The organism is Acaryochloris thomasi RCC1774 (assembly GCF_003231495.1).
Taxonomy (GTDB): Bacteria; Cyanobacteriota; Cyanobacteriia; order Thermosynechococcales; family Thermosynechococcaceae; genus RCC1774.
In genome coordinates, this window is sequence record NZ_PQWO01000002.1 from 519,336 (window position 1) to 541,659 (window position 22,324).

Here is a 22,324-nt window from a genome sequence, read left to right on the forward strand (position 1 = left end):
ACGCTCTTAGGAGTGTCTATGCCTATGACTGATTCACTTTTGCAGGCACTACGAACAGAACTGCCGCAACTTCGGTCTCAGATTTACTTCAAGTCAGCACTGACGGCGCTCTCCCATGCATTGGAAGATGTTGTCCTTAAGGGAGATGATCAGCCCTTGGTGATTGCCAACTTCCAGCAGGAGCGCTTCTATCATCAGGAAATTCGTCGCTACGAGCGAATTGCTGGACTAACCAACCACGTCTATGTTTTAGCGGCCCCTGAACGCGAATCTGGATTCGCCGTTAGCTCTGGTCTTTATGAATCCGTGCCGCTTGCGCCGGCTGATGCTTTGAGCCAGGAATGGCATCTTGTTGTTCTGAGTTCTCGCTTTGCGGCCTGCCTAATTTGTCGGGAGCAGAGTGATGGGGCTGTTATGGACTCGGCCCGACGCTTTGAAGGATTTTGGGGCTTTGATCGTCAGGTGAGCACTCGGGCGGCTCAGTGGCTTCTACAACGGGTGGTTGAATATCGGCCAGAACTTGCACTGAAGGTCACTCAAACCTTATCAACCTATGGTCTAGATACGGCACCTCTTTTATCTTCGTCTATTGTTTCAGACCTGACGGACTCTAGCATCTTTGGGCAGCGCTTGATGACCTATCTGCAGGCGAGTCAGTACAAGCTATTGAAGGCCTATCAAGCCCTGGATGATAAGTCGCAGCAGGAGCGGTTGCTCAATGTCGTGACCACAGCCATTCGTCGTTCCTTGGAACCCGAAGAAATTCTGAGTACTGCCGTTGCGGAGCTAGGACAAGTCTTTAGTCAGTGCCGCTGTCTTTTTTATCGCTGTCAGGCAACGGATGCTGAGGTGACCATCTCTTATGAGTTTGTTCCGTCTGGAATGAAGCCTCTCACGGGTCGCCCTTGGTCATTGGACAACCCCTTGATGAAGGTGGCCCTTTCTCAGGAACGAGCGACGGCGCTGTCTAATGTTGCCGATGCGCCGGTTACTCAGTCTCTTCCGCAGATTCAAGCAATCGCCGATCAATTCAACATTCGCGCCTGGTTGCTGATGCCGATTCAATATCAAGGCACTGTTCTAGGGATGGTAGAGCTTCACTGTGGCGTTTCGGATGCATCTCGATGGCGAGAGAGCGATATTGTCTTAGTGGAAGCGCTGGCAACTCAGGTGGGTGTGGCGCTCTCGCAGGCTGATATGTTCACCAAGTCTGAACTCTTAAATCAGCAGCTTCAGGCATTAGAGCGGACTCAGACTAATCTGCTTAATATTGTGGGGCACGAACTGCGGACTCCGTTATCCACCATTCAGGTTTGCTTGGAAAGTCTGGAAGGTGAACCTAGCATGGCAGAAGAGATCCGTCAGATCATGCTGGAAACCGCACTGGGCGACACGGCTCGAATGCGGAAGTTAATTGGTGATTTCCTTTTACTATCCCGGCTTGAAAGCAAGCAGGAGAAACTGCAGACAGGATTGATCGAGTTTGATGAGATTTTGGCAATGGCGATTAGCGGTTTGAACACGAATCAGTCTGGGCCACATCCTGAGATTAAAGTGCAGATCCCGGCTGATTTGCCCCCTGTCAATATTGATGGTGAAGGCTTGTTGGTGGTGTTGATTAAACTGCTAGAGAATGCCTGTAAATTTACGCCTGCCGACGGTCGAATTACCGTCAATGCTGAGGTGCAATCTTCTCAAGCCCAAGATGATTTGCAAGTGAAGGTTGAAGATACGGGGCGAGGAATAGAGCCTGAGCAACTGCAAACAATCTTCAACTCGTTTTACCAGGGGGAAGACTACCTTCGCCGCAGTGTTGGGGGAACAGGCCTCGGTTTGTCGATTTGTCGCCAGATTATCAAGACAATGGCAGGTGAAATCTGGGCTGAATCAGAGGGATATGACCGCGGCAGTACCTTTTACCTGCGAATTCCCCTTGACTCTTTCCAGGCCACCACGACTGAACCCGTCGCGGAACAATCCAGCGTCAAATAAGACTTATTTTTGGATTGCAATCGCCTGCCTGCAGAGTAAACCGCTGTTCGCGGTCAAAACTGGACCTGAGTAAAAACCAGGTAAATATGTTTCTTGGTCCCTGTTGCTCCAGCCGACTTCTTCGACACATCAAAAACAACCAGATATTCAGATATGCTGGCGATACTCAAGACGTCGGACCATATAGCAGTATACAACTGAGCTAAGATAGCCCTTTCTTAGCTCAGGTAGATTTTAACCATTTTTATGTCCTAATCGATGCTTCTCGACTTCGCTGCAGGTCACGTCTGCGTCCTGTTCGTTCTCGTGGTAGATGATTGCAATATTGGCTCCCTCTAGGGCAGATGCGATCGCAACTGCTCTCCCAATCCCAGAATCCTCTCCAGTAATCAACGCCACCTTATCCTTAAACTGATCTGTGGGCCGGTAATTAGACAGATCACTATCTGGCTGATGAACCATATCTGCTTGACTCGCTGGAGACTCTAGAAAATAATCCTTCAAAGTGCCGAGATGAGAATCACGGATGACCGCTAGGCGCTCCGTTGCAAAATAGAGATTTCAAAGGGGTCTAGTTTTTCAGGTAAGCAAATGGTTTGACCTTGAGCGAACCGAGTGGACAGTAGGACATTCCAGTCAGAGTCTGTGATAGATGGATCGAGTCTTAGCGGCTGCTGATCTCCAAAATTAATGATGACCAGCACCCGTTCGTCCTCCACCTCTCGAAGGTAGGTGAGCTGCTCATGGGGATAATCAATCAAAGCGCGCCAGCTTCCCTCACGCAGCGCCTTACTCTGTTTGCGCAGTTGAATCAGCTGCCGATAAAAGTTGAGGATAGAATCCTGATCGGCCAGTTCAACTTCTACATTAGTGTCGGTGTAGTTCTCATGCACCGGCAACCACGGCTCTATCTCTTTACCAAAGCTGAAGCCAGCCTGGGCTGAGCAATTCCACTGCATTGGGGTGCGCGCTCCATCCCGAGGGGAAGAGTCTTGCTCTTGGTCCTCCACTGAGTCGTGCTGCTTTTCAGGCGGAATCGATTCATGATTAACCATGCCCAGCTCTTGACCGTAGTAGAGCACAGGTGTTCCTCGAACTGTGAGCAGTAGCGTCGCCGCTCCTGTCGCCACCGTCTTTGGATCCGTACATTGGCTGCACTCAATCCAGCGAGAGAGATGACGAGGAATATCGTGATTATCCAGAAAATATATGGGCCAAGCGCCCTCTGGGGTATCTAGCTCCTGTTTCTGAATCTGCTGCTGAAGATGGCCAGGGTACCAAGCACTAAAGGGGAACTCAAAGGAAAACGGTAGGTGCAGCTCGTCGTTATCGGTGCCGTAGAAAGAGACGGATTGATAGAGAGAGCTGTCAATAAACGTTTCACCAATCAAAACCCGATCGTCATACTCATCAATCACAGATCGAATCTCGCGAATGATCTGATGATTCTCTGGCAGATCGCGATCGTACAAATGGTGGTAGCTATCATAGGTGTCTTCATCAGATGCCCCGAATTTAATCGGGTTATCTCGGAATAGCTGATCTTTGCTGTAGACGCTAGAGGCATCGAGCCGGAACCCATCGACCCCCTTATCTAGCCAAAATCGAATGAGCTGATGAATTTCAGATCTCACGTCAGGATTTGCCCAATTGAGATCGGGTTGGGCTTCTGCAAAAACGTGAAAGTAATACTGGTTGCGCTGGGGTTCAAAGGTCCATCCACAGTCACCAAAGTATGACCGCCAGTTGTTTGGAACGCCGCCATCCTCTGCCGGATCTCGCCAGATATACCAATCAGCTTTTGAGTTATCTTGACTTCCTCTTGATTCAGTAAACCAAGCATGTTGATTAGAAGTATGGTTAATGACCAAGTCAAGGATGACTCTGATCTCCCGCTTGTGGGCTTCGCTCAGGAGTTGCTCAAAGTCAGCCATTGTCCCAAACACCGGATCGATGGCGTAGTAATCACTGATATCGTAACCCCCGTCTTCCAATGGGGATTGGTTGATCGGTGATAGCCAGATAGCGCTGACGCCCAGTGAAGAACCCCCGGGATTTCCATCATTGAGATAGTCTAATCGGCGGGTGATGCCTGCTAGATCGCCAATGCCGTCTCCGTTACCATCTGCAAAGGTGAGCGGATAGATTTGATAAATGACACCTTTTTGCCACCATTTTAGGGGCTGTTCTATCGTCTGACCCATTCTTCAACGATCCTGGCTTTTGATTTGATATTGGCAGCACATTAATGGAGGAATACATCACAGGAACCTGTCTATCAGCATCTGAGATAGAAGATGCGATCGCATCCATATAATCGACCTGAATTGGCAAAGAACCATGCTGTACGACTATGTGCCATTAGCAAGTTCAACAGTGCCCATGTTAGGAAATCTCGGGAGTGAACGTCAGACATGATGACGACCTCATCGCAATACTCTCATTCCAAGGCGTTCATGCCTTTTCCATTGCTGTTGATTGTGCACAGACTGCCTTTGTGGAAGGGGGCTGAACGGAGTGATGATTGTTTCTGGATCATGACGACTCGGCAGCATTGCGCCAGTGAAATCTGCTTGGGTGAAGTGTACTTTCTCTAATTGGGCATTCCTCAAGTCTGCGTATCGAAAATCCGCTCTACTCAAGTTCGCACCCTTAAAATTTGCATATCGGAGGTCCGCTAATCGCAGGTCGGCCTTAATCAGTGAGGCATAGCTTAGATCGGCCTTCCTCAGATCGGCCCGAACCATCATTGAACGATTCAAATTGACATAGCTGAGCTTGGCTCGTGTCAACTTTGTTCGCCATAGCATTGCCCCCATAATGGTCGAACCCGTTAAATCAACTTGGTGCAGGACAGAATGGCTAAGATTAGCCCAAGATAGATAGGCTTTTTGCAGCATGGCCTCCGTCAGGTTAACTTCGCTCAAATCGTGATCGTCGAGATCTAAACCACTGAAGTCGCGTTCTCCTTGGCTGTAGAGAAACAACAGTTCCTGGGTATCAATCGTTCTCATGTTATCGGTCATGTCTATTTGTGCTTCCTATGGAGCAGAACGATCTAATTTAAAGAAGAGCAACCGTATCAAGGAGAGCGCTGCTAAAACTGCACCCCCTAATGTTGCGCCACCGACTCGTAGCCAACCCGCCAGAAAGAATTGGGTGGCCGTTAGGGTGAAGGTGCCAAACAAAAAAGCGTAAATGACGCCCATTGACAGTGTGCTGAGCTGTCGTAGTTCGCGATTGGCTTCCACAGAATTCACCCGCATCTTGAGATCGCCCTGCTCTAGTCGATTGAGCGTTGTCTCTAAATGCTGGGGCAGATTTAAGCTGTTATTGGTAAACTCAGCTGCCTGCTGAGTAATCTGCTCTAGAAATATATTGGATGTACCGGGACCATCTTCAGCCATGATTTCCTCTGCAAAAGGTTGAGCCACGTCCATGAAGTTGAATTCGGGGTTAAGAGATTTACCAAGGGCTTCTAATGCCGAGAGCGATCGCAACACAAAGGTAAACTCAGCCGGGAAGCGAAAGGGCTGATTGTAAGTCAACTGATAGAGGTCATCGTTAATGGAAGCAACTGAAACCTCTTCCTTTTTCTCCAATGCCTGATCAAAATAGCTATCGAGCATGAACTGCACCGATCGCCTCACTGGACCCAAATCTGAGTCAGGCGCTAAGGCCCCTAATGCCACCATCGACTCCACCACTAGACTGGCATCTTTGTTGAGGATGCCTCTGAAGTTAAGCATCAGCTTGTCTTTGGTCATCGGCGGAATGCGGCCCATCATGCCAAAATCATAAAAAATCATTCGCCCCTCCGCATCAATCGCCAGATTGCCGGGATGAGGATCGGCATGGAAAAAGCCGTGGTGCAGCACCTGCCGTAAATAGGATTTAGCCCCTATATCTGCCACCGCAACTCTATCTACCCCAGCCGCAGCCAACGCATCAAAGTTATTGACCTTGATGCCGGGGACATACTCCATCGTCATCACCCGAGGCGTGGTGTAGCGCCAATGGACGCGGGGCACCACCACATTTGAGATCCCCTGAAAGTTCCGGCGAAAGAGATTAGCATTGCGACCTTCATTGAGATAATCAAGTTCTCCAAAAAGGCTGGTGTAGCACTCCTCATAGATGCCGATCCAGTCGCTACCCTGCTGGCCCCAAGGGGTTCGGTATTGCACAAACTTGGCAAAGCTTCTAAGAATCCCTAGGTCAATCGTGAACAGTCGCTGTAGACCTGGGCGCTGCACCTTCACCGCCACTTCTGCGCCTGATTCTATCTGCGCGTAATGAACCTGCCCGAGGCTAGCGGAGGCAATCGGGATAGGATTAAAGCTGGTATAAATTTTCTCAACTGGATGTCCTAGTTCTTCTTCAATAATCGTTGCTGCTTGGTTGTAGTCAAAGGCAGGCACCTGATCTTGCAGCTTTGAGAGTTCCTCAATATACTCCGGTGGAAAGAGATCAGCCCGTGTTGAGAAGAACTGGCCGATCTTAATGAAGGTGGGACCGAGGTGCAGCAGATTCTCTCGAATCCAGATCGCACGTTTTCGATACCGTGGGGCCTTTACCTCTAAGCTAGAAGGGTCGGAACGATAGCTCCAGGACTGTTGATCAATCCAGAGATAGAGCAAAAACACTAAACCGACCTGTCCAATCTCAATCAAGCGTCCCAACTGGGTGTAGTTGTTCCGTGACCAGCGGTAGGAATCATAGGATATTGTCGACTTAGGCTTTCCTGAGGCCAACCCTGGGAATTCAATTGCGATCACGTTCACTGACTCCTGAACATCTGCAAGACCCGTAACAAAACAGGGAAACTTAAAGTGCTTTACACTACTTTACAATAATTTGTAACATTTGTTAACAAACGCGTTATATTAGAGTCAGTTCACCTACGTAGAATCCTTAAATTGTGTTTGGAAACTTAACTGGCCAAGGTGGCGGCGACCAGCTCGTTAGCAAGGTTGCTAGAACAGCCGTGACGGCTCTGATGAAGCAAACAGACGAGCTAGAGGTAAAGGTTCGTGCTGAGCCCGTAGCCAAGCTGTTGCAGGGAAGCGTGGACGGCTTTGACTTTGTGGGCAAAGGCATGAAGATGCACAGTGGCCTGCAGGTTGAGGTGATGGAGATGTATGTACAGGCCGTCTCTATTGACTTTGGCGCAATTTTTAAAGGGCAAGTGAAGATCAAGCAGCCGACCCAGGCGTCGATGCGGATTATGCTCACTGAAGAGGACTTGACGGTTTCGTTCAATACGCCCTTCCTAGTCGAGAAGCTTCAGAAGCTTGAGTATCAGGGCAATCCACTTTATTTCGATAAGACTGAGATTACGCTGAATGATGACCAGTCTTTGCGAATGCAGAGCCATGTCCGTCCAGGAGAGGCAGGAGATCCGATTGACGTAGATATCACGGCTCGCCTTGAGGTAGAAGATCGTCGCAAGATTCAGTTTATGGATCCTGACTATGGCGGTGATGAGCAGGCGGTGGAGCTGGGTAAGGTGTTGACCAACCACGTCAATAGTCTGTTAGATCTGGATCAATTTGCGCTAGACGGTATGCAATTACGGGTGGATCGCCTGCGACTGAAGGATAAAAAGATGACGATGTATGGCAATGCCAACATTGAACAATTCCCATCGCGTTGATTTGCACCTGCCTGCTTTTCTTGCGTCTGATTAGCTAGACCTCTTATGCCCTTCGATGGCTAGCGGGCGTTTTTTCTTCCGGGCCTGTCTCTCTCTTGCCGACTTGGCGTTTTTAGCTTGACCTTTGGGTGCAACGGGAATGGTGAAATGAAAAGCACTCCCTTGACCACGCCCCTCAGATTCAACCCAAATCTGCCCTTCCATACCAGTGATTATTCGACGGCAGATGGCTAACCCTAGGCCCATGCCCCCAACGCTGCGCCGCATAAAATTTTCCTCTTGGTGAAACAGGTCAAAAATCGTCTGCAGATTTCCCCCATCAATTCCTCGACCTGTATCAGATATGACGACCTCCAATGAGTTGTTCTGGCGCTGTGCCTTAATTAACACCTGACCGTCAGGTTCTGTGAACTTGCAGGCATTGTCTAAGAGCCTGCGCAATACTTCCCCTAATCCCTCGCTATCTGCTTTTATGAGGGGTAAGTCTGGGGGAAGTTCAGCTTTAACTGTTGGCAATGTTGGGGCTGCATGACTGGTCCTGATCGCGCCTAGGGCAAGATCGATTGACTCTTGAAGCTGCACCCAGTCGGCCTGGTCGTATAGGTTCTCGCCTTCCAGACGGGAGAGAATTAGGAAATCTCGCACCAACGCTCTCATCCGCTCGGAGTCTTCTAGGGCTGGATCAATGAGGGCTTGGCGAAACTCAGCGGGCATCTCTGGTTCTTGATCTAAGCTTTCCAGGCAGACTTGAATCGTTGAGAGTGGTGTCCGTAGTTCATGCCCGACAATGGCAATTAAATTACTGCGGGTACGCTCTAGGGTCTGCAGTTTATTGTTGAGCGTTTCTGTCTCAGTAAAGGCTTGGGCTTGGGTTAGGGCGACCCCTGCTTGAGCCGCGATCGCCTCCACCAAATCTACCTCATTTGTTCGCCACTCGTAGGGGGCCGGGCCGCCGTAGTGCAGCTCTAGCATCCCAAGTACCGTTCCCTGGTAATGTATGGGGGCCATCAGCCAAGCACTGATCTGACAGCGTTCAACTTGAGATTTTAGAGCGGAGTCTCGCTTTAGACTCGGAGCCTGACTCACGTCAGCAATTGCGATCGCCCGCTCCTGAGATAGCGCCACTGAGATTAAGGGATTACTGCTTAACGACCAAGGCTCTCCCCTGAGCGAAGGCATCTCGGCAGGTACAAATTCGTACTCAATCTCGACTTGCTCGTCTGTTAATTGACAGCGATAGAGCAGGCATCGGCAACTTTCGAATACCTGCCCTAGCTCTTGCACGACTGCCGCCAGGACATCTGCTGGGTCTAACGAACGACGAATGGCGGCGACCATTGCATTGGAAAATCGCTCCTTACGTTCCTTGGCTTCAAGGACTTGATAGGCTTTCATAAGCTTATATTGGCTGGCCTGCAGGTAGGTGACTAACCGCTGACCGAAAATATTAGAGTGGCCCGCTTGCTCCACTAACCCTCGTTCGCCTTTCATCCCTGCTTTTAAGCTGAAGGACTGTAGGGATCTTTCTATTTTCTCTACCAGCTGGGGCTGATAGAGAGTAGTACGTTTCAATAGCAACCGTGCAGCAATTGCGCAAACGTGAGGGTCAAATGTCCAGACACTTTCAAATCTGCGGGCTTGATCCATCGATGCTGTGTCTTCACCGTCCTCTCGACAAAGAACACAACCGCTGTAGTGCTCACTGATAACAACGAGATGCCATTCCTTCGTCAGCTCGTCTTGCGGTGGAAAAGGAACGGCTTCATAGGGATACGAATGAGAGTCAAAGTCAGTGTCTATTTCTGGAGCCGTCAACACATAGAGGTGATCGGTGCGTTGGGCAATCCTCTTGTAGCGTAGGGTTTCCTGGCGATGAAATTTCTCTCGCTGAAAACAGGCAATCACTAAGGCCGCTTCGCTCCCAGCCAACACCATATCTTCCATCGCTCGTGAAAGTGCGACCAGGGGTGGCTTAAAGTATATCTGAGAACGAAGTTGGGGCTGTGTTTTTAGTACAGCCTTAAGCAGAGAACCGAGACTCATTTGTTTACTCTCTCAGCTCAAGTTGCTTTGATGCCATGCCAATGAGCTAGCCCCAGCGTAGCGCTGATTTGAGGCACTCGATCACAATCACCATCTTTCGTTACGGACAGATTTTGGTCGTACCATCAGAGACTGATGAATTGTAAGAATCAAATTGAGAAGCCCCCTGAATACGCATTCAGGGGGCTTTTTGGTCTATGAAGACCCAGCAGCTAAGTAATTCTAAGTCGAAACTTAACGACTTACGATAATGGCAATACTAATCGGGATCCATGTCACGGCAGCGAAAGCAACGGCCTGCCACAGCTTCGTCTTCAGTGGAGTTGCTTCTGCCACAGATCTTTCAGGATCGACCGCATAGTTATTGGTTAGACCCTCTTGGTCAACTGTAGAACCTGTCGCCTTGGGATCAGGGAAGCCATCCTTCGTGCGCTTAAATCGTGCTTCTACCTCAGCAGGAATCAAACCACCAGGAACGGAAAACTTTTCAGGATCAGAAGCCATATTGGATTTCTCATGTAATGATTTCTATGCTTAATGTAACAAAATGTTGCAAATTCTGCAATAGCTAGCATGTAATTGTTTTTTGTGCTATTAAATTTGGCCTGGATGGCCTGCTGTCAAAAGAGTTTCTCTGTGCGAGGGGTTAGGTTCCTGTCTCGTTGATTACTGGAGCTTTCCTGTGCTTTGTGTCTGGAGGAAACGCTCACCCAGCGGAGCGAGGTGAAGATCGCACGTCCAATAAGCCCCTCCACTGTCCCTGTGCGTTATTAAAGTCTTGGAATAGGGATGTCTTCGTTCCCCCTGTGCTCTCTGGTCTCTCGGGGCTACTCTATACTTCTGCAAGTGTTCCGAACTGAGGTGCGAATTCGCCTGATTTATCGCAGTACTCGGCTGAGTTAGGACAGTCTTTCTTTATCAGGCATAGCTTTCAACCTCTTTAATGTCCTAATCAATACGCGTGCCGCTATATTAGCTGGTTGATCTGGATGGGTATCAGAGATCCTTCAATTCTTCACCCAAAAAATGGCATAACCACCCTCAATCTCTGCTGCGATTGAAGATGGTTAAGGATGTTAAAAAAGGCCGGAAGCCAATTTTAAAACGGAGAGGAGAGGATTCGAACCTCCGGAACCCGCAAGGGCTCATCTGATTTCAAGTCAGACGCAATCGACCAACTCTGCCACCTCTCCAAGTTGTGGGATATAACCCAACGAATATCTTAGCGTAAGCCGACCGTAATCTATCGTGACGCACGTATTTATATTGTCCTGAGTCTTAAAGATATTGAGGCAGCGGTAGGATTAGGGGGCTGTGTTTGCTCAAGCGTTATGTCAGATGCGTCTGCCGCCGAATCTAACCCCGAGCCTCGCCAGTCTGTGATTGTTGGCTTTGATCCTGGGCGCGAAAAGTGTGGGGTGGCGGTTATGGGGCTGAATCGGACGCTATATCTGCATGAGGTTGTGCGGTCTGAAGTTGCGATCGCAACCCTTAACACCCTCTGCACCCAATACTCTGTTCCCTTGATTGTCTTGGGTAATCAAACCACCTCGAAAGAATGGCAACAGCGTCTAGAGTCACTTCCTCCAACGATTGTCCCCGTCGATGAGCGCTACAGCACCCTAGAAGCCCGCGATCGCTACTGGCAAATGTATCCGCCTCGCGGTCTCTCGCGGCTGTGGCCTCAGGGGCTACGCACCCCGCCTCGCCCCATCGACGACCTCGTCGCTATTATTCTTATTGAGCGCTATCTAGAATCAGTACCCTAGGGCTTATGCAAGAGCTTGTAAAGCCGACGCCGCTGACTCTGCAGAATACCGATTAGCCGGATCAGGGGCCGTTAGCTGCCCAATGACTTGGGCCATCCCAGGGCTCAAATTTGGAATGTCAGCCACGGAAAGATGGGCCTCTTGATTGCCTAAACGATAGAAAGCATCTGGAGCCTGCTGGGTGAGTAGATAAACCATGATTGCCCCCAGCGAATATAGCGCCGATGCTGGAACTGGTTGCCCAGCCTGCTGCTCAGGAGCCGTGTAGGCTGCGGAACCTAGTTCGGCTCCGTCTGACAATGCCCCAAAGTTCACTAGTACAACCTGGCTCAAACCGTGGGGAATAGTGGGTTTGATTAAATTGGTGGGGTTCAGGCTCTGATGCAGTGCTAGAGAAGCTTGCTGGTGGAGGTAATTGAGTAAATGACAAATATCTATAGCCCACATTGCCACCTGCGTCTCTGGTAGAGGCCCCTGTCGCATTACCAGCTGCTTGAGGTTTTGGCCATAGATCATCTCACTCACCAAAAAAAACTTACCCTGCCATTCGAAGGCTTCATAGATTTTGGGCATGCCAGGGTGACTAATCTTGCAGAGCGCCTCTGCCTGTGCTCGTAGCGATTCAGTCTGAGTAGAACCCGATGATAGGCCCAGCGTTTTGAGCACCACCACATGACCGGCTCGCCAAGCAATAAAGCTCTGCTCCTTCTGGCCTAAAGGCTTCAGCAACTGATAGTGGTCGATTGTTCTGAGCACATGTAGGGGCTGACCGCAGTCAATGCACACTAGAGCATCGGTTTCTGCACGCTGGTGCTGACAGTTGGCAGGCTGATTCTCGCGCTGTGGATGGGGGGGCCAAGGGTGCTGGCCCAGTTCACGAAACTGAGCGCTGCTTTGCGACTCAGCAGGCGGTTGCAGGGGCGCGGCTGCAGCTGGCTGAGGAGAGGTTCCGTGAGTAGGGGATTCCGCCTGCGTTGGCCGAGAATCTAATCCCGCCGCATCAGAACCCATGAGCTGTACCTGAATATTGGGGCCTGAGCGAGCGAGCCGGATAATGCTACCGTCTGCAAGCGGGGCTTGGGTGACCCGTTGACCGTCTAGATAGGTCCCATTGGTTCCCAGGTTAACCACTTCCCATTGAGCGTTGCTCTGGCGTAGTTCGACGTGGTAGCGAGAGACCACTGCGCTGTAGAGTACGACATGATTTTCAACCGCACGGCCAATCTGGATCACCGAATCGTTTTCAAAGCTCCAGCTTTGCACAGGGGTTGATTGGACAGGATGTAGCAGGGTTAGTGTGATCACGCCTTCAGTCCAGTTGGAATAAGAATGTTACTAAGTCTCCTTTACCGAGAGCAATGCGATCGCCAGATCGGAGTTGATGCTGATGCCGCGGTTTGAGTGGAATGCTATTGATATAGGTACCATTAGAACTCCCTACATCTTCAATGAAAAAGTGCCCACTTTCAATGTGTATATCGGCATGAATCCGCGAAACAACCTCTGAATGGGGAAATCCGGCCACATCAATGTCGGGTGGAATTTCCTGATTGGGCTTGCCAATGTGTAGTGGGCTAAGGTGCTCAGGCAGCTCAATAAAGGTATTGCTTTGCAGGTGCACGAGCCGAGCCGACTGTAGCTGTACCTGTGTTGTAAAGGGGGAATGGGTGGTGAAGGGAGAATGGACAGACCGTTCGGCGCTTAGACTCTCAACGGCTTGTGGAGCCACACTCAGCTCAGATTCTCTTTCTAGCTGTTTTTGAGTCTCTGGCCGTTCGGAGAACGAAGGCGAAGGCAGGACATAGGTGAGTGAATCGTCAGCCGTGAGTTGTGGGTTTGGGGGCAGAGGAACAGGAAGATCAGGTTCCTGTGAGGTCTCTGAGGTTTTGGGTGCTGAGGGGGCGGGTGCAAGATTATGGCCGCACTGGCCACAAAATTGAGCCTCCACCTGAACTGACACACCACAATTCGGGCAGCTTTTCATAAAACGTTTAGGAACTGGGGTGAGCAACCAACAACATAAGCCTACTGAAGCTAGAGTACCCATGATCCCTAAACTTCAGATCAAGTTATACCAGCTCACTGAAGTCCTCTGCCACACCCCTATATTTTCTGGAAGGGGAGAACGGATCTTTGAAGAAAGCCTATAGCGTTAGCTCTTGACCTGCCGACTGATCCAGCAGCCAGATAAGCTGCCCGTCTTGGGGCTGGACTAGGCGGGCTGGCCATTGAGAAGAATCAGCCTGTTCAGCAAAGATCTGCTGTAGAGCAGTGCGCTTGTTCTCTCCCGTTACGAGAAAAATAACGCAGCGAGCCCGGTTCAACATCGGAACCGTAAAGGTGATCCGAGGTTGACCGTCTTTATTGCCTACGGTGATGCTGCGATCGCAAACCTGCAGTGCCTCAGTATGCGGAAATAGAGACGCCGTGTGGCCGTCTGGCCCAATACCTAGCAAAACAACATCGAGCTGCGGAAACTGCCCTGGTTCACTTTTACTACCGAAAAAAGCATTGAGATGCTGCTCATGGGTTCGCGCCGCATCGGCCGGATCTGCCGCATCCGTTGCCATAGGATGAATATTTTCCGCAGGAAGCGGCACGCGGTCGAGCCATGCTTTGCGAGCCATCCCCGCGTTGCTGTCGGCATGGTCAGCGGGGACATAGCGTTCATCGCCCCAAAAGATATGCACCTTAGACCAGGGCAGGTCTTTCTCGGCTAGCTGCTCATAGAGGGGCTTAGGCGTATTCCCGCCAGAGAGGGCAATGGTAAATCGGTCGCGCTGCGCGATCGCCTGCTGTGCCTCGGCCATCACGAGTTCTGCGGCTCGCTGTACCAACGTGGAAGCGTCTGCTAAGACTTCAATTTTAGGCTGAGTCATGGGCGTCGAGTACTCCTAAATGTAGCAGGGGTTTTAGAGGCCTTCACCGTTAACACCTGCGGCGGTGTTGCATCGGGAGGATAGACCAGATCAACATTTACTAACCGCTGTTCCTTGGGTTTGAGCGTCAATGTCACGAGGGCATCGCCCAGATGCCCGGCGGTTTGGACGACGTGGAAATACTGCCGCGTCGGGGTATTGTTGTCATCGTTGTAGCTGACGCGCACGGTCCCGCGAAAGAACACGTTGGGAGAAGGCGAACGCAAGAATCGCAGTCCTTTTTCAGCCTGATTGTCTTTAAGAGGCGTTTGTAGCAGAACCGTAACCGTTCTGGGTTCTGACGATGGGTTATAGAGGGGGAGTGATAGGTCATAATGGACCCCGTAGTTGCCGTGGGCAAGGTAGGCCGTATCAGGGTAGCGCACCAGCATCGGGGCGCTCTGAATCTGCGCTGTGCCAAAGGTGCCACGATTAAGCAAGCTCAGCCCATAGGAAAAACCGCTGCCGGGCTCTGGAACCGTGAGCTGCTGGCTTTCAGCAGAATCTGTGAGTTGCGATCGCCACTTCGAACCGCGACTGACCCCCGCGACTCGCCCATAAAAAAACTTGGGAGCCTGGCTGCTCAAAGGTGAAGGCTTGATATCTCTGGGTTCTAGTAGCTCTCCCTTGAGCAGGAGTGACTCCCAATCCTGTTTAGAAGGGATGCCTTCCCCACCATTGGGCCGAGCAGGCGCTTTCATCGCCAGACTGGCGACATAAACGGGGCCGCTTGCGTAGAGGCGGGCTAAGGTTGACCGCGTATTGGAAGATGGGAAGTCTGGTGGCGGGGTGTTGGGCGGTAGCGTCGTGAGTGACGTTGTGGTTAAGTTAACGGGCGGCTGAACGCGGGAGGGCCAAACGGGGTCATTATTGGCTGTTGTCCTCACCGGCACTGGAACCGGCAGATTTGCCAACATCTTGGATTGTCTGGGTTTTAAATAGATGCGAGAAGGCCAATGGGTTTGTCGTTGTCCTCGCAGTACCTGATCTGCTGTCCGACCACCGGGGCCTGAAAAAAGCCGACCGACATTATTGGGAGCAATGGGCGGTAGGTTGATGTAGGGCGCGTCAGGAGTTCCGAGGTAGCTTGCTGCCTGCATCACATTAATCGTGATGGTCTTAGATTGGCTGGGATTGTACAGCACAATACCCTTGTAGAAAGTGGGTGTTTTGCGCGGGCGATCGGTTTTGACAATGTGGTGAGAGAAAATGTCAAACCGTCCCTGGAAAGGGAAGTTGAGGTGCGCTTTTGGATGGCGCTTGCCCTGAGGGGGGAAGGTCGACAGCAAGATGCCCGATTTGCGAATCACTTCTGGACTGTTGCTGTTGAACACCGGGACTGCATCCAGACTCCCCGGTAGGGGTCTAACTTCTTGAGGATAAACCAGCTCTCGGAGGGTCGTAGGAAGTCTTTGGGGTGGAGCGACGGCAGACTGATTTTTTCCCTGCGTCGTTTGCGATTCTGGTCCTGTCGCATCTGCCACTGTTGTGGTGGTGAGGGGCCGCTCTTTTCTATTCTTTACCGGCGGCTGACTGTCTGAGTTGTCAACGGCGGCGGCGATAGCAGCCTTATTCTGCGGCTCAGCCAGTAGAGGTGGCCCATTGGCAATGTCAAGATCAGAGGTGAGCGGATGGGATAAAAGCTGGGTCTCTGGGACCGGGGATTTCTCCGGCGGCGGTGCAGGGATTGACTGCTGTGCTAGGACAAAACTTGTCAACAGTGGAAGCATGTAGTGTTGCTCAAAACGCCAAAAATAGACCGGACAACCCCCCGCGCCGATTTAGGCGTCGCCATCCGTCATTATATCTGATGAATCTAGATGAAGGTATAGTGTTCCAGTCGATTTCGCGTCCTGCCTGATTCAGATGGAATGACGCTGTCAATATTGCTCTATATTCCTCTTCAAGACGTGAAAAAACTGAGCTTTGAGATTCTGTTGCTCTCCGGGAGGTCTAGGACCGCTTTTCTCCGCTGAGGATGAAGATGGGATCGACGGCGGCAAAAATTTGGTGGCGTCCTCGGGTCTCTAAGCGATTGATGACGGACTGAACCACTTCGACGTTACAGGCCTGCAGCTCCGCAAAAATTTCGGAGATGGTGTAGAGATTCTCTAAGCTCGCGGCGGTGGCCACAACCCTACCCTGGGGCTGCAAATGGGTCCATACGGCTTCTATTATTTGACGAATGGGCCGTCCGCCTTCGATGCAGACGCGATGTGGGGCTTGGTTTAGTTGAGCGAGACATTCGGGGGCGCTGCCCTGAAGCACTTCGACGTTGTTGACGGCAAAGCGATCGCAATTCGTCTGAATCAGATTGACGACATCTTCGTCGCGTTCGATGGCGACAATCTGGCCCTGAGGACACAGGAGACCCGATTCAACGGGAATGGTTCCGGTTCCAGCGCCCACATCCCAAAGAATTGTGTCTGGCTCTAAACGAAGCTGAGAAATAATTAGCAGTCGGGTTTCCCGCTTGGTCATCGGGATTCCAGGGAGCCGTTCAAAGAGTTCATCTGGAACGCCAGGACTGACGTAGGGCCAAACAGAGGAGGGCATGAAGGATTGAGTCATGAGTCGGTTTGTCTCAGTCTACAGTTGCACAACCCGGAGCGTTTGCAGTTCGGGATCCGTACATCCTGTAATATTCCCCCCTGCGGCCTTAATCTGACGCAGGTAGTCTAAGTCGGTCTCCATAATTGTGCTGCCGGGATAGAGGACCGGAATGCCGGGGGGATAGGGACAAACCAGTTCGGCACTGATTCGATCGGCTGCTTCTGTCCAAGGAACAGTTTCTTGGGCAGAAAAGGCTGCTGCCCTCGGTGAAATCTGAGGCATTGAGATTATCGCTCGTTCCCAAATAGATGGAGCGGGCTGTTCAGCGCCTCCCGGCTTCTGCGCAATTTTCTTGAGTGCCTGCACCAGCTGATTAAGATCGGTCTGTGTTGTTCCCAAACTAGGAATGAAGGTGAGGTGAGAGGGGGTCGGAAGTTCCGCCGTGACGGCTAGCTGCTCATGGAGAATCTGGTCAACCCGTAAACCATTGAGACCTAGGGGACTGACGCCAACTGTTAACCGGGTGGTGTCTAGGGTGGCAAAGCCTGCCGTAGATGAGGAGGGGCTGAGAATCGAGAGTCCGCTAATCTGCTGGAGCTGTTGGCGGGTCGCGTCAACCCTCTGGAGCAACTGTCCCATAATTTGATTGCCCTGCAGCACCATCTGCTGACGGGCCGCATCAAGAGAGGCCAGCAGGAGGTAGCTGGGGCTTGTGGATTGCACCCACTGCAGGGACTGGTTGATTCGCTGGGAGGAAATACGAGCGCCCTGCGTATGCAGCATCGCCGCCTGAGTCATCGCTCCCAGAACTTTGTGGGTTGATTGAACAACCAGATCTGCGCCTAGCGATAGTGCCGATGGCGGCAGGTCAGAATGAAAGGCAAAGTGAGGACCGTGGGCTTCATCAATCAGTAACGGAATGCCGTGGTTGTGAGTGAGGGTTGCGATCGCATCCACTTCACCACAGACTCCCTCATAGGTCGGAGAGGTGATCATCACCGCCTTGGCCCGTGGATAACGCTCTAAAGCCTGCCGCACTCTAGCAGGGGAAACACAGTAAGCGAGTCCGGTCTCCACCTCAGGCTCCACAAAAATTGGCATGGCTCCCGAAAGAATCAGGCCCGAGATCGCAGAGCGATGACAGTTCCGAGGCAAGATAAGCTGATCGCCTGGATTGCAAACGGCCAGAATTGCCGCCGTTACACCACAGGTAGATCCGTTGGTGAGGAACCAAGTTTGATCAGCACCAAAAGCTCCTGCCGCTAGAGCTTGGGCTTCAGCGATCACTCCGTCAGGTGCAAACAGATCATCCAGCTCGGGTAGCTCAGGTAAATCAGCTTGCAAGACAGCACGACCAAAGACCTGCAGTAACGCTTGAGGGCTTCCCCGACCTCGCTTATGACCGGGCGTATAAAATCCAGCATGGTCACGGCGACTAGAACTCTGAAGCGCCTGCAGCAAAGGAGTGCAACTTTGATCCATTGAACTCATAGCAATGACTTTCTTTAAATAGTTTGACGGGTTTAATCTCCGACTCCAATGATGAGTCAGAGATCAGCGGACATTTCAAGCTTGACGGGCTATTTTGGAGTGAAATTATGCAAGAGAAATCGCAGGGAATCAGATCCCAAATTAAAAAAACACCTTGAAACATCACAAAAGCCTATTCGAGAATCATTAAGGGATTGTATTTTTCCTGATAGTGGCTCTTGAGAATGTCATAAACTAACACCACTAAAGTTGCTTACCTGAAAAAAGTAGTGAGGGAAAAGAGTATGGGGCGTTGGGTCATATTACTTGTCAATCGGTTTCCCTTCGTGGCATGTCTTTTAGCAAGTACTGCTGTGGCAGATGTGGCTTTGGCAAAGAATACTGAAAGTACCGCAGCCATCTCTTCAACAACGAATCGCATTGGAAACGTTCAAGACACTGAACAAAATAACCTGACAAACTCTCCCTTCTACCTCTCAGCGGGGACAATGTGTAACGGTGACTCCATTGTGGAGCTTTCGTTTAGAAATCCGTCGAAGGAAAACAATCAAAATCGGCGAGATATACCTGCCGGAACGATCTATCGTTTCGCGGGCGTTGCCCCTGGCATTGATGCTTTGGTTACTGTTGAAAGCTTAAACAATGGGGCCACACTGGGTGCCATCGACAATCCCAATACAGGCTCAGTGGATGCCCTACAGCCTAGTCTCACGCCTTCCAGACGAGGCGGCGACTCAAGTGTGGACTTGAACATTAGATTTGTCGAGGCAGGGACTAACACACCCACAATCATCAAAGCCTTCAACGCTTCGGGGGTGGACATTGACGGAGATAGCCGCAGTCTGAGGGAGTACATCGAACTGGATGGATTCTCTAGCTATACCCTCGAAAATCCGACGACCCTGACACCGGCAATTAGCCCTCCAACCGGGCGTTTTGAGTCGAACACAACAAAGACTCAACCCGGTATCAGCACTGATGCAACGCAGACATTGGTCACGGCCTCGTACCAAGACGTCAGCAGTTTCCGCTACCGCATTGGAGCATTGAATCCGCGCAATAGCCGAAGTGGAGATCGACTCAACTCTTTATCTTTTAGTTGCCTCCCGTTTAAGGAACCAGAAACCGAGGCGGGACCAGCCCCCGCACCAGCTAACAATCCACCTGATGCCGTAGATGACACCAACACAACGGCTATCGATACCCCCGTAAGCGGTAGTGTTCTAGATGGCAGTAATGGTGGACTTGATAGTGATCCTGACGATGATGAACTAACGGTTACTGAGAATACTGATCCTTCTAACGGAACCGTCGCTGTCAGTCCTGATGGTGCCTACACCTACACACCTAATGCTGGATATAGTGGCACTGATAGCTTTACCTATACTATCTCTGACGGCAAAGGTGGTACTGATACAGCCACCGTTACGATAACCATTCCAGAACCAGAACCTACGGCAGAGAATAATCCACCCGATGCCGTAGATGACACCAACACAACTCAGGTAGACACCCCTGTCAGCGGTAGTGTCTTAGATGGCAGCAGCGGTGGGACCGATACGGATCCTGATGACGATGAACTAACCGTTACTGGAAATACTGATCCTTCTAACGGAACCGTCGCTGTCAGTCCTGATGGTGCCTACACCTACACACCTAATGCTGGATATAGTGGCACTGATAGCTTTACCTACACCATCTCGGACGGTAAGGGCGGTACCGATACCGCCACCGTCAACATCACTGTTGAACCAGAGGCAAAGCCAGAAAACGAACCAGAACCAGGAACAGAGAATAATCCGCCTGATGCAGTGGATGACATCAACACCACGCCCCTAGATACGCCTGTCAAGGGTGATGTCCTAGACGGTAGTAATGGTGGATTAGATAGCGATCCTGATGATGATGAACTGACCGTTACTGGAAATACTGATCCTGCCAACGGCACTGTCACCGTCGAGCCGGATGGCACCTATACCTATACTCCCAACTCTGGGTTCAGCGGCAGCGATAGTTTCACTTACACCATCTCTGATGGTAAAGATGGTACTGATACGGCAACGGTCAACATCACTGTTGAACCAGAGACGACGACAGAAACTGATCCAGAGCCAGGAGCGGAGAATAATCCGCCCGATGCTGTGGATGACGCCAACACCACGCCGTTGGATACGCCTGTTAGCGGTAGCGCTTTAGACGGCAGCAATGGTGGACTAGATATTGATCCGGATGATGACGACCTAACCGTTACTGAAAATACCGAACCCGCTAACGGAACCGTCACTGTTGAGCCAGATGGCACCTATACTTACACTCCTAATCCTGGGTTCAGCGGTACTGATAGCTTTACGTACACTATTTCTGATGGCAAAGGCGGTACTGATACTGCCACAGTCAATATTACGGTTGAGCCTGGTTCAATGCCTGCTACAACGGAAGAACCTGAGCGTTCCTCTTTGGCCGGAAAAATCGTGATCAATGAGGTTTTGTATAAGCAAACGGTGCCGGGGAACATTGGGGCCGATAAGAATGATGAATTCATTGAGCTATACAATGCATCCGACGAGCCAATTGATATTGGCGGGCTGCAGTTGCTTGATGGAAATGCGATCTCAAATGACACAGACGGCAACGGCAGCATCACAGGCCGAGCTACCCCCTATACCTTCCCTAAAGGAACTATCTTGCAGCCTGGCGAATACGCCGTCGTTTGGATTGGTGACGAGAAGGATGCTGCTGGCAACCCCATTGCAGCTCATCAAGCACCCGACGCTGCCTTTCAAACTTGGCTGGGTCAACGTCCTAAACTCAATAACGCAGGGGATGATGTCTGGCTCTATGATGATGAGCTGAACATTGTCGATTACGTCGCCTTTGGAGAAAACAAAGGCAGTAGTAAAGGCATAAATACACCGCCACCCGCCTCCCTTAATCTATGGGACGATACCCATCAAACTTCATTGGGAGGTGTTCCTAATGGCCAGTCCATCAGTTTGACCGCAAACGGTTCAGATTCTGATACAAGTGCCTGCTGGGAAGCCACAACCAGCGGCGACGCAAGCGAGCGCTGTCCTGGATACCTAGATACGGTTGACTCAGATTCAGTAGGCAATCGCCTAACCAGTGTTGCTGGCAATAACAACACTGCACCGACTGACCCAGATCCAGACCCTCAACCGGATCCAGATCCTCAGCCAGATCCAGATCCAGATCCCCAACCAGACCCAGACCCTCAACCAGATCCAGATCCAGACCCTCAACCAGACCCAGATCCAGACCCTCAACCAGACCCAGACCCAGACCCAGACCCAGACCCAGACCCAGACCCCGATCCGGACCCAGACCCTCAGCCAGATCCGGATCCTCAGTCAGACCCTGATCCAGACCCTCAGCCTGGTCCTGGAACTATTCGGGTGCCGGTTCCAACACCGACGCCAACGATACCTGGATCGCCAACACCGACTCCCGGTTCAACTCCAGCGCCCGCTCCTGTTCCCACAACTCCACCGCCAGCCTCGGCTCCACCTGCTCCAGCTCCTGCAGAACCTACTCCAGAGGCTCCTAGCTCACGGCCCTCCACCAGAACAACACCGCCCACGATCTTGGTTCCAGGAGCTGGATCTGCGCCAGGATCTACGCCTGTACCAACGACGCCATCTACTCCAGGAACTACGCCGGTGCCAGGATCTTCACCCGCACCCGCAGCTCCTGCCCCTGCTGCTCCTAAGCCCGTTGAATCTGGCCCTGTTTCTGAACCACCAGAAGATCCTCAGCCTTTGGATCAAAGTGATTCTCTGCTTGAACCAACAGCCTCCCCGGAACCGACTCCTCCGCCTGTTCCAGCCTTATGGTAGGAGGCACCGTCAACCCCCGTTGCTAGCCTCGGCTAGAGAGAGCCAATA

The 22,324-nt window shown here is 51.3% G+C and carries 16 protein-coding genes and 1 tRNA gene; 4 read left to right on the forward strand and 13 right to left on the reverse strand.

What is annotated here, in order from left to right; genetic code table 11:
* Positions 1–24: 24 nt before the first annotated feature.
* Positions 25–1,992, forward strand: a complete 1,968-nt coding sequence (locus tag C1752_RS05490; RefSeq protein WP_233501371.1) for a DICT sensory domain-containing protein — start codon at positions 25–27, stop codon at positions 1,990–1,992.
* A gap of 234 nt (positions 1,993–2,226) precedes the next feature.
* Here the strand turns inward: C1752_RS05490 and C1752_RS05495 are convergent, their stop codons facing one another.
* From C1752_RS05495 to C1752_RS05510, 4 genes are all read right to left on the reverse strand, one after another.
* Positions 2,227–2,454, reverse strand: a complete 228-nt coding sequence (locus tag C1752_RS05495; protein WP_110985016.1) for an SDR family NAD(P)-dependent oxidoreductase — start codon at positions 2,452–2,454, stop codon at positions 2,227–2,229.
* A gap of 71 nt (positions 2,455–2,525) precedes the next feature.
* Entirely contained in the window at positions 2,526–4,196 is a 1,671-nt protein-coding gene (locus C1752_RS05500; protein WP_110985017.1) for an alpha-glucosidase, read from the reverse strand.
* 222 nt (positions 4,197–4,418) lie between these two features.
* Positions 4,419–5,018, reverse strand: a complete 600-nt coding sequence (locus C1752_RS05505) for a pentapeptide repeat-containing protein (protein WP_110985018.1) — start codon at positions 5,016–5,018, stop codon at positions 4,419–4,421.
* A gap of 15 nt (positions 5,019–5,033) precedes the next feature.
* Positions 5,034–6,770, reverse strand: a complete 1,737-nt coding sequence (locus C1752_RS05510; protein WP_233501373.1) for an ABC1 kinase family protein — start codon at positions 6,768–6,770, stop codon at positions 5,034–5,036.
* A 143-nt stretch (positions 6,771–6,913) separates the two neighbouring features.
* On the opposite strand from C1752_RS05510, the gene C1752_RS05515 reads away from it, so the two are divergent.
* Positions 6,914–7,648 (forward strand): LmeA family phospholipid-binding protein, encoded by a 735-nt coding sequence (locus C1752_RS05515; RefSeq protein ID WP_110985019.1) that lies wholly within the window; start codon positions 6,914–6,916, stop codon positions 7,646–7,648.
* 30 nt (positions 7,649–7,678) lie between these two features.
* Here C1752_RS05515 and C1752_RS05520 read toward each other — a convergent pair whose 3' ends face one another.
* From C1752_RS05520 to C1752_RS05530, 3 genes are all read right to left on the reverse strand, one after another.
* Positions 7,679–9,691: a DICT sensory domain-containing protein gene (locus C1752_RS05520; RefSeq protein WP_110985020.1), complete on the reverse strand. Its 2,013-nt coding sequence runs from the start codon at positions 9,689–9,691 to the stop codon at positions 7,679–7,681.
* A 234-nt stretch (positions 9,692–9,925) separates the two neighbouring features.
* On the reverse strand, positions 9,926–10,195 hold the full coding sequence (locus C1752_RS05525) for a hypothetical protein (RefSeq protein WP_110985021.1): 270 nt from the start codon (positions 10,193–10,195) through the stop codon (positions 9,926–9,928).
* Between the two features lie 601 nt (positions 10,196–10,796).
* A tRNA-Ser gene (locus C1752_RS05530) sits at positions 10,797–10,884 on the reverse strand.
* Between the two features lie 138 nt (positions 10,885–11,022).
* On the opposite strand from C1752_RS05530, the gene C1752_RS05535 reads away from it, so the two are divergent.
* On the forward strand, positions 11,023–11,460 hold the full coding sequence (locus C1752_RS05535; protein ID WP_110985022.1) for a pre-16S rRNA-processing nuclease YqgF: 438 nt from the start codon (positions 11,023–11,025) through the stop codon (positions 11,458–11,460).
* A gap of 3 nt (positions 11,461–11,463) precedes the next feature.
* Here the strand turns inward: C1752_RS05535 and C1752_RS05540 are convergent, their stop codons facing one another.
* The 6 genes from C1752_RS05540 to C1752_RS05565 all read right to left on the reverse strand — a co-directional run bounded on the left by C1752_RS05540 (position 11,464) and on the right by C1752_RS05565 (position 18,413).
* Positions 11,464–12,765 (reverse strand): serine/threonine-protein kinase, encoded by a 1,302-nt coding sequence (locus tag C1752_RS05540; RefSeq protein ID WP_110985023.1) that lies wholly within the window; start codon positions 12,763–12,765, stop codon positions 11,464–11,466.
* A 4-nt stretch (positions 12,766–12,769) separates the two neighbouring features.
* Positions 12,770–13,444, reverse strand: coding sequence for a double zinc ribbon and FHA domain-containing protein (locus C1752_RS05545; protein ID WP_233501375.1), 675 nt, complete (start codon positions 13,442–13,444; stop codon positions 12,770–12,772).
* Between the two features lie 160 nt (positions 13,445–13,604).
* Positions 13,605–14,339, reverse strand: coding sequence for a 6-phosphogluconolactonase (pgl, locus tag C1752_RS05550; protein ID WP_110985025.1), 735 nt, complete (start codon positions 14,337–14,339; stop codon positions 13,605–13,607).
* A complete protein-coding gene (locus C1752_RS05555) occupies positions 14,336–16,108 on the reverse strand; it encodes a DUF3370 domain-containing protein (protein WP_110985026.1) in 1,773 nt (590 codons plus the stop codon). The genes pgl and C1752_RS05555 overlap by 4 nt, the downstream gene beginning before the upstream one ends.
* Before the next feature lie 223 nt (positions 16,109–16,331).
* Complete coding sequence (gene cbiT, locus C1752_RS05560; RefSeq protein ID WP_110985092.1) at positions 16,332–16,934, reverse strand: precorrin-6Y C5,15-methyltransferase subunit CbiT; 603 nt, start codon at positions 16,932–16,934, stop codon at positions 16,332–16,334.
* A 33-nt stretch (positions 16,935–16,967) separates the two neighbouring features.
* Positions 16,968–18,413 carry an aminotransferase class I/II-fold pyridoxal phosphate-dependent enzyme gene (locus tag C1752_RS05565; protein WP_233501377.1) on the reverse strand — a complete coding sequence of 482 codons (1,446 nt, stop codon included), beginning with the start codon at positions 18,411–18,413 and terminating at the stop codon, positions 16,968–16,970.
* Between the two features lie 293 nt (positions 18,414–18,706).
* On the opposite strand from C1752_RS05565, the gene C1752_RS28875 reads away from it, so the two are divergent.
* Positions 18,707–22,276 (forward strand): Ig-like domain-containing protein, encoded by a 3,570-nt coding sequence (locus C1752_RS28875; protein WP_110985028.1) that lies wholly within the window; start codon positions 18,707–18,709, stop codon positions 22,274–22,276.
* Positions 22,277–22,324: the final 48 nt, after the last annotated feature.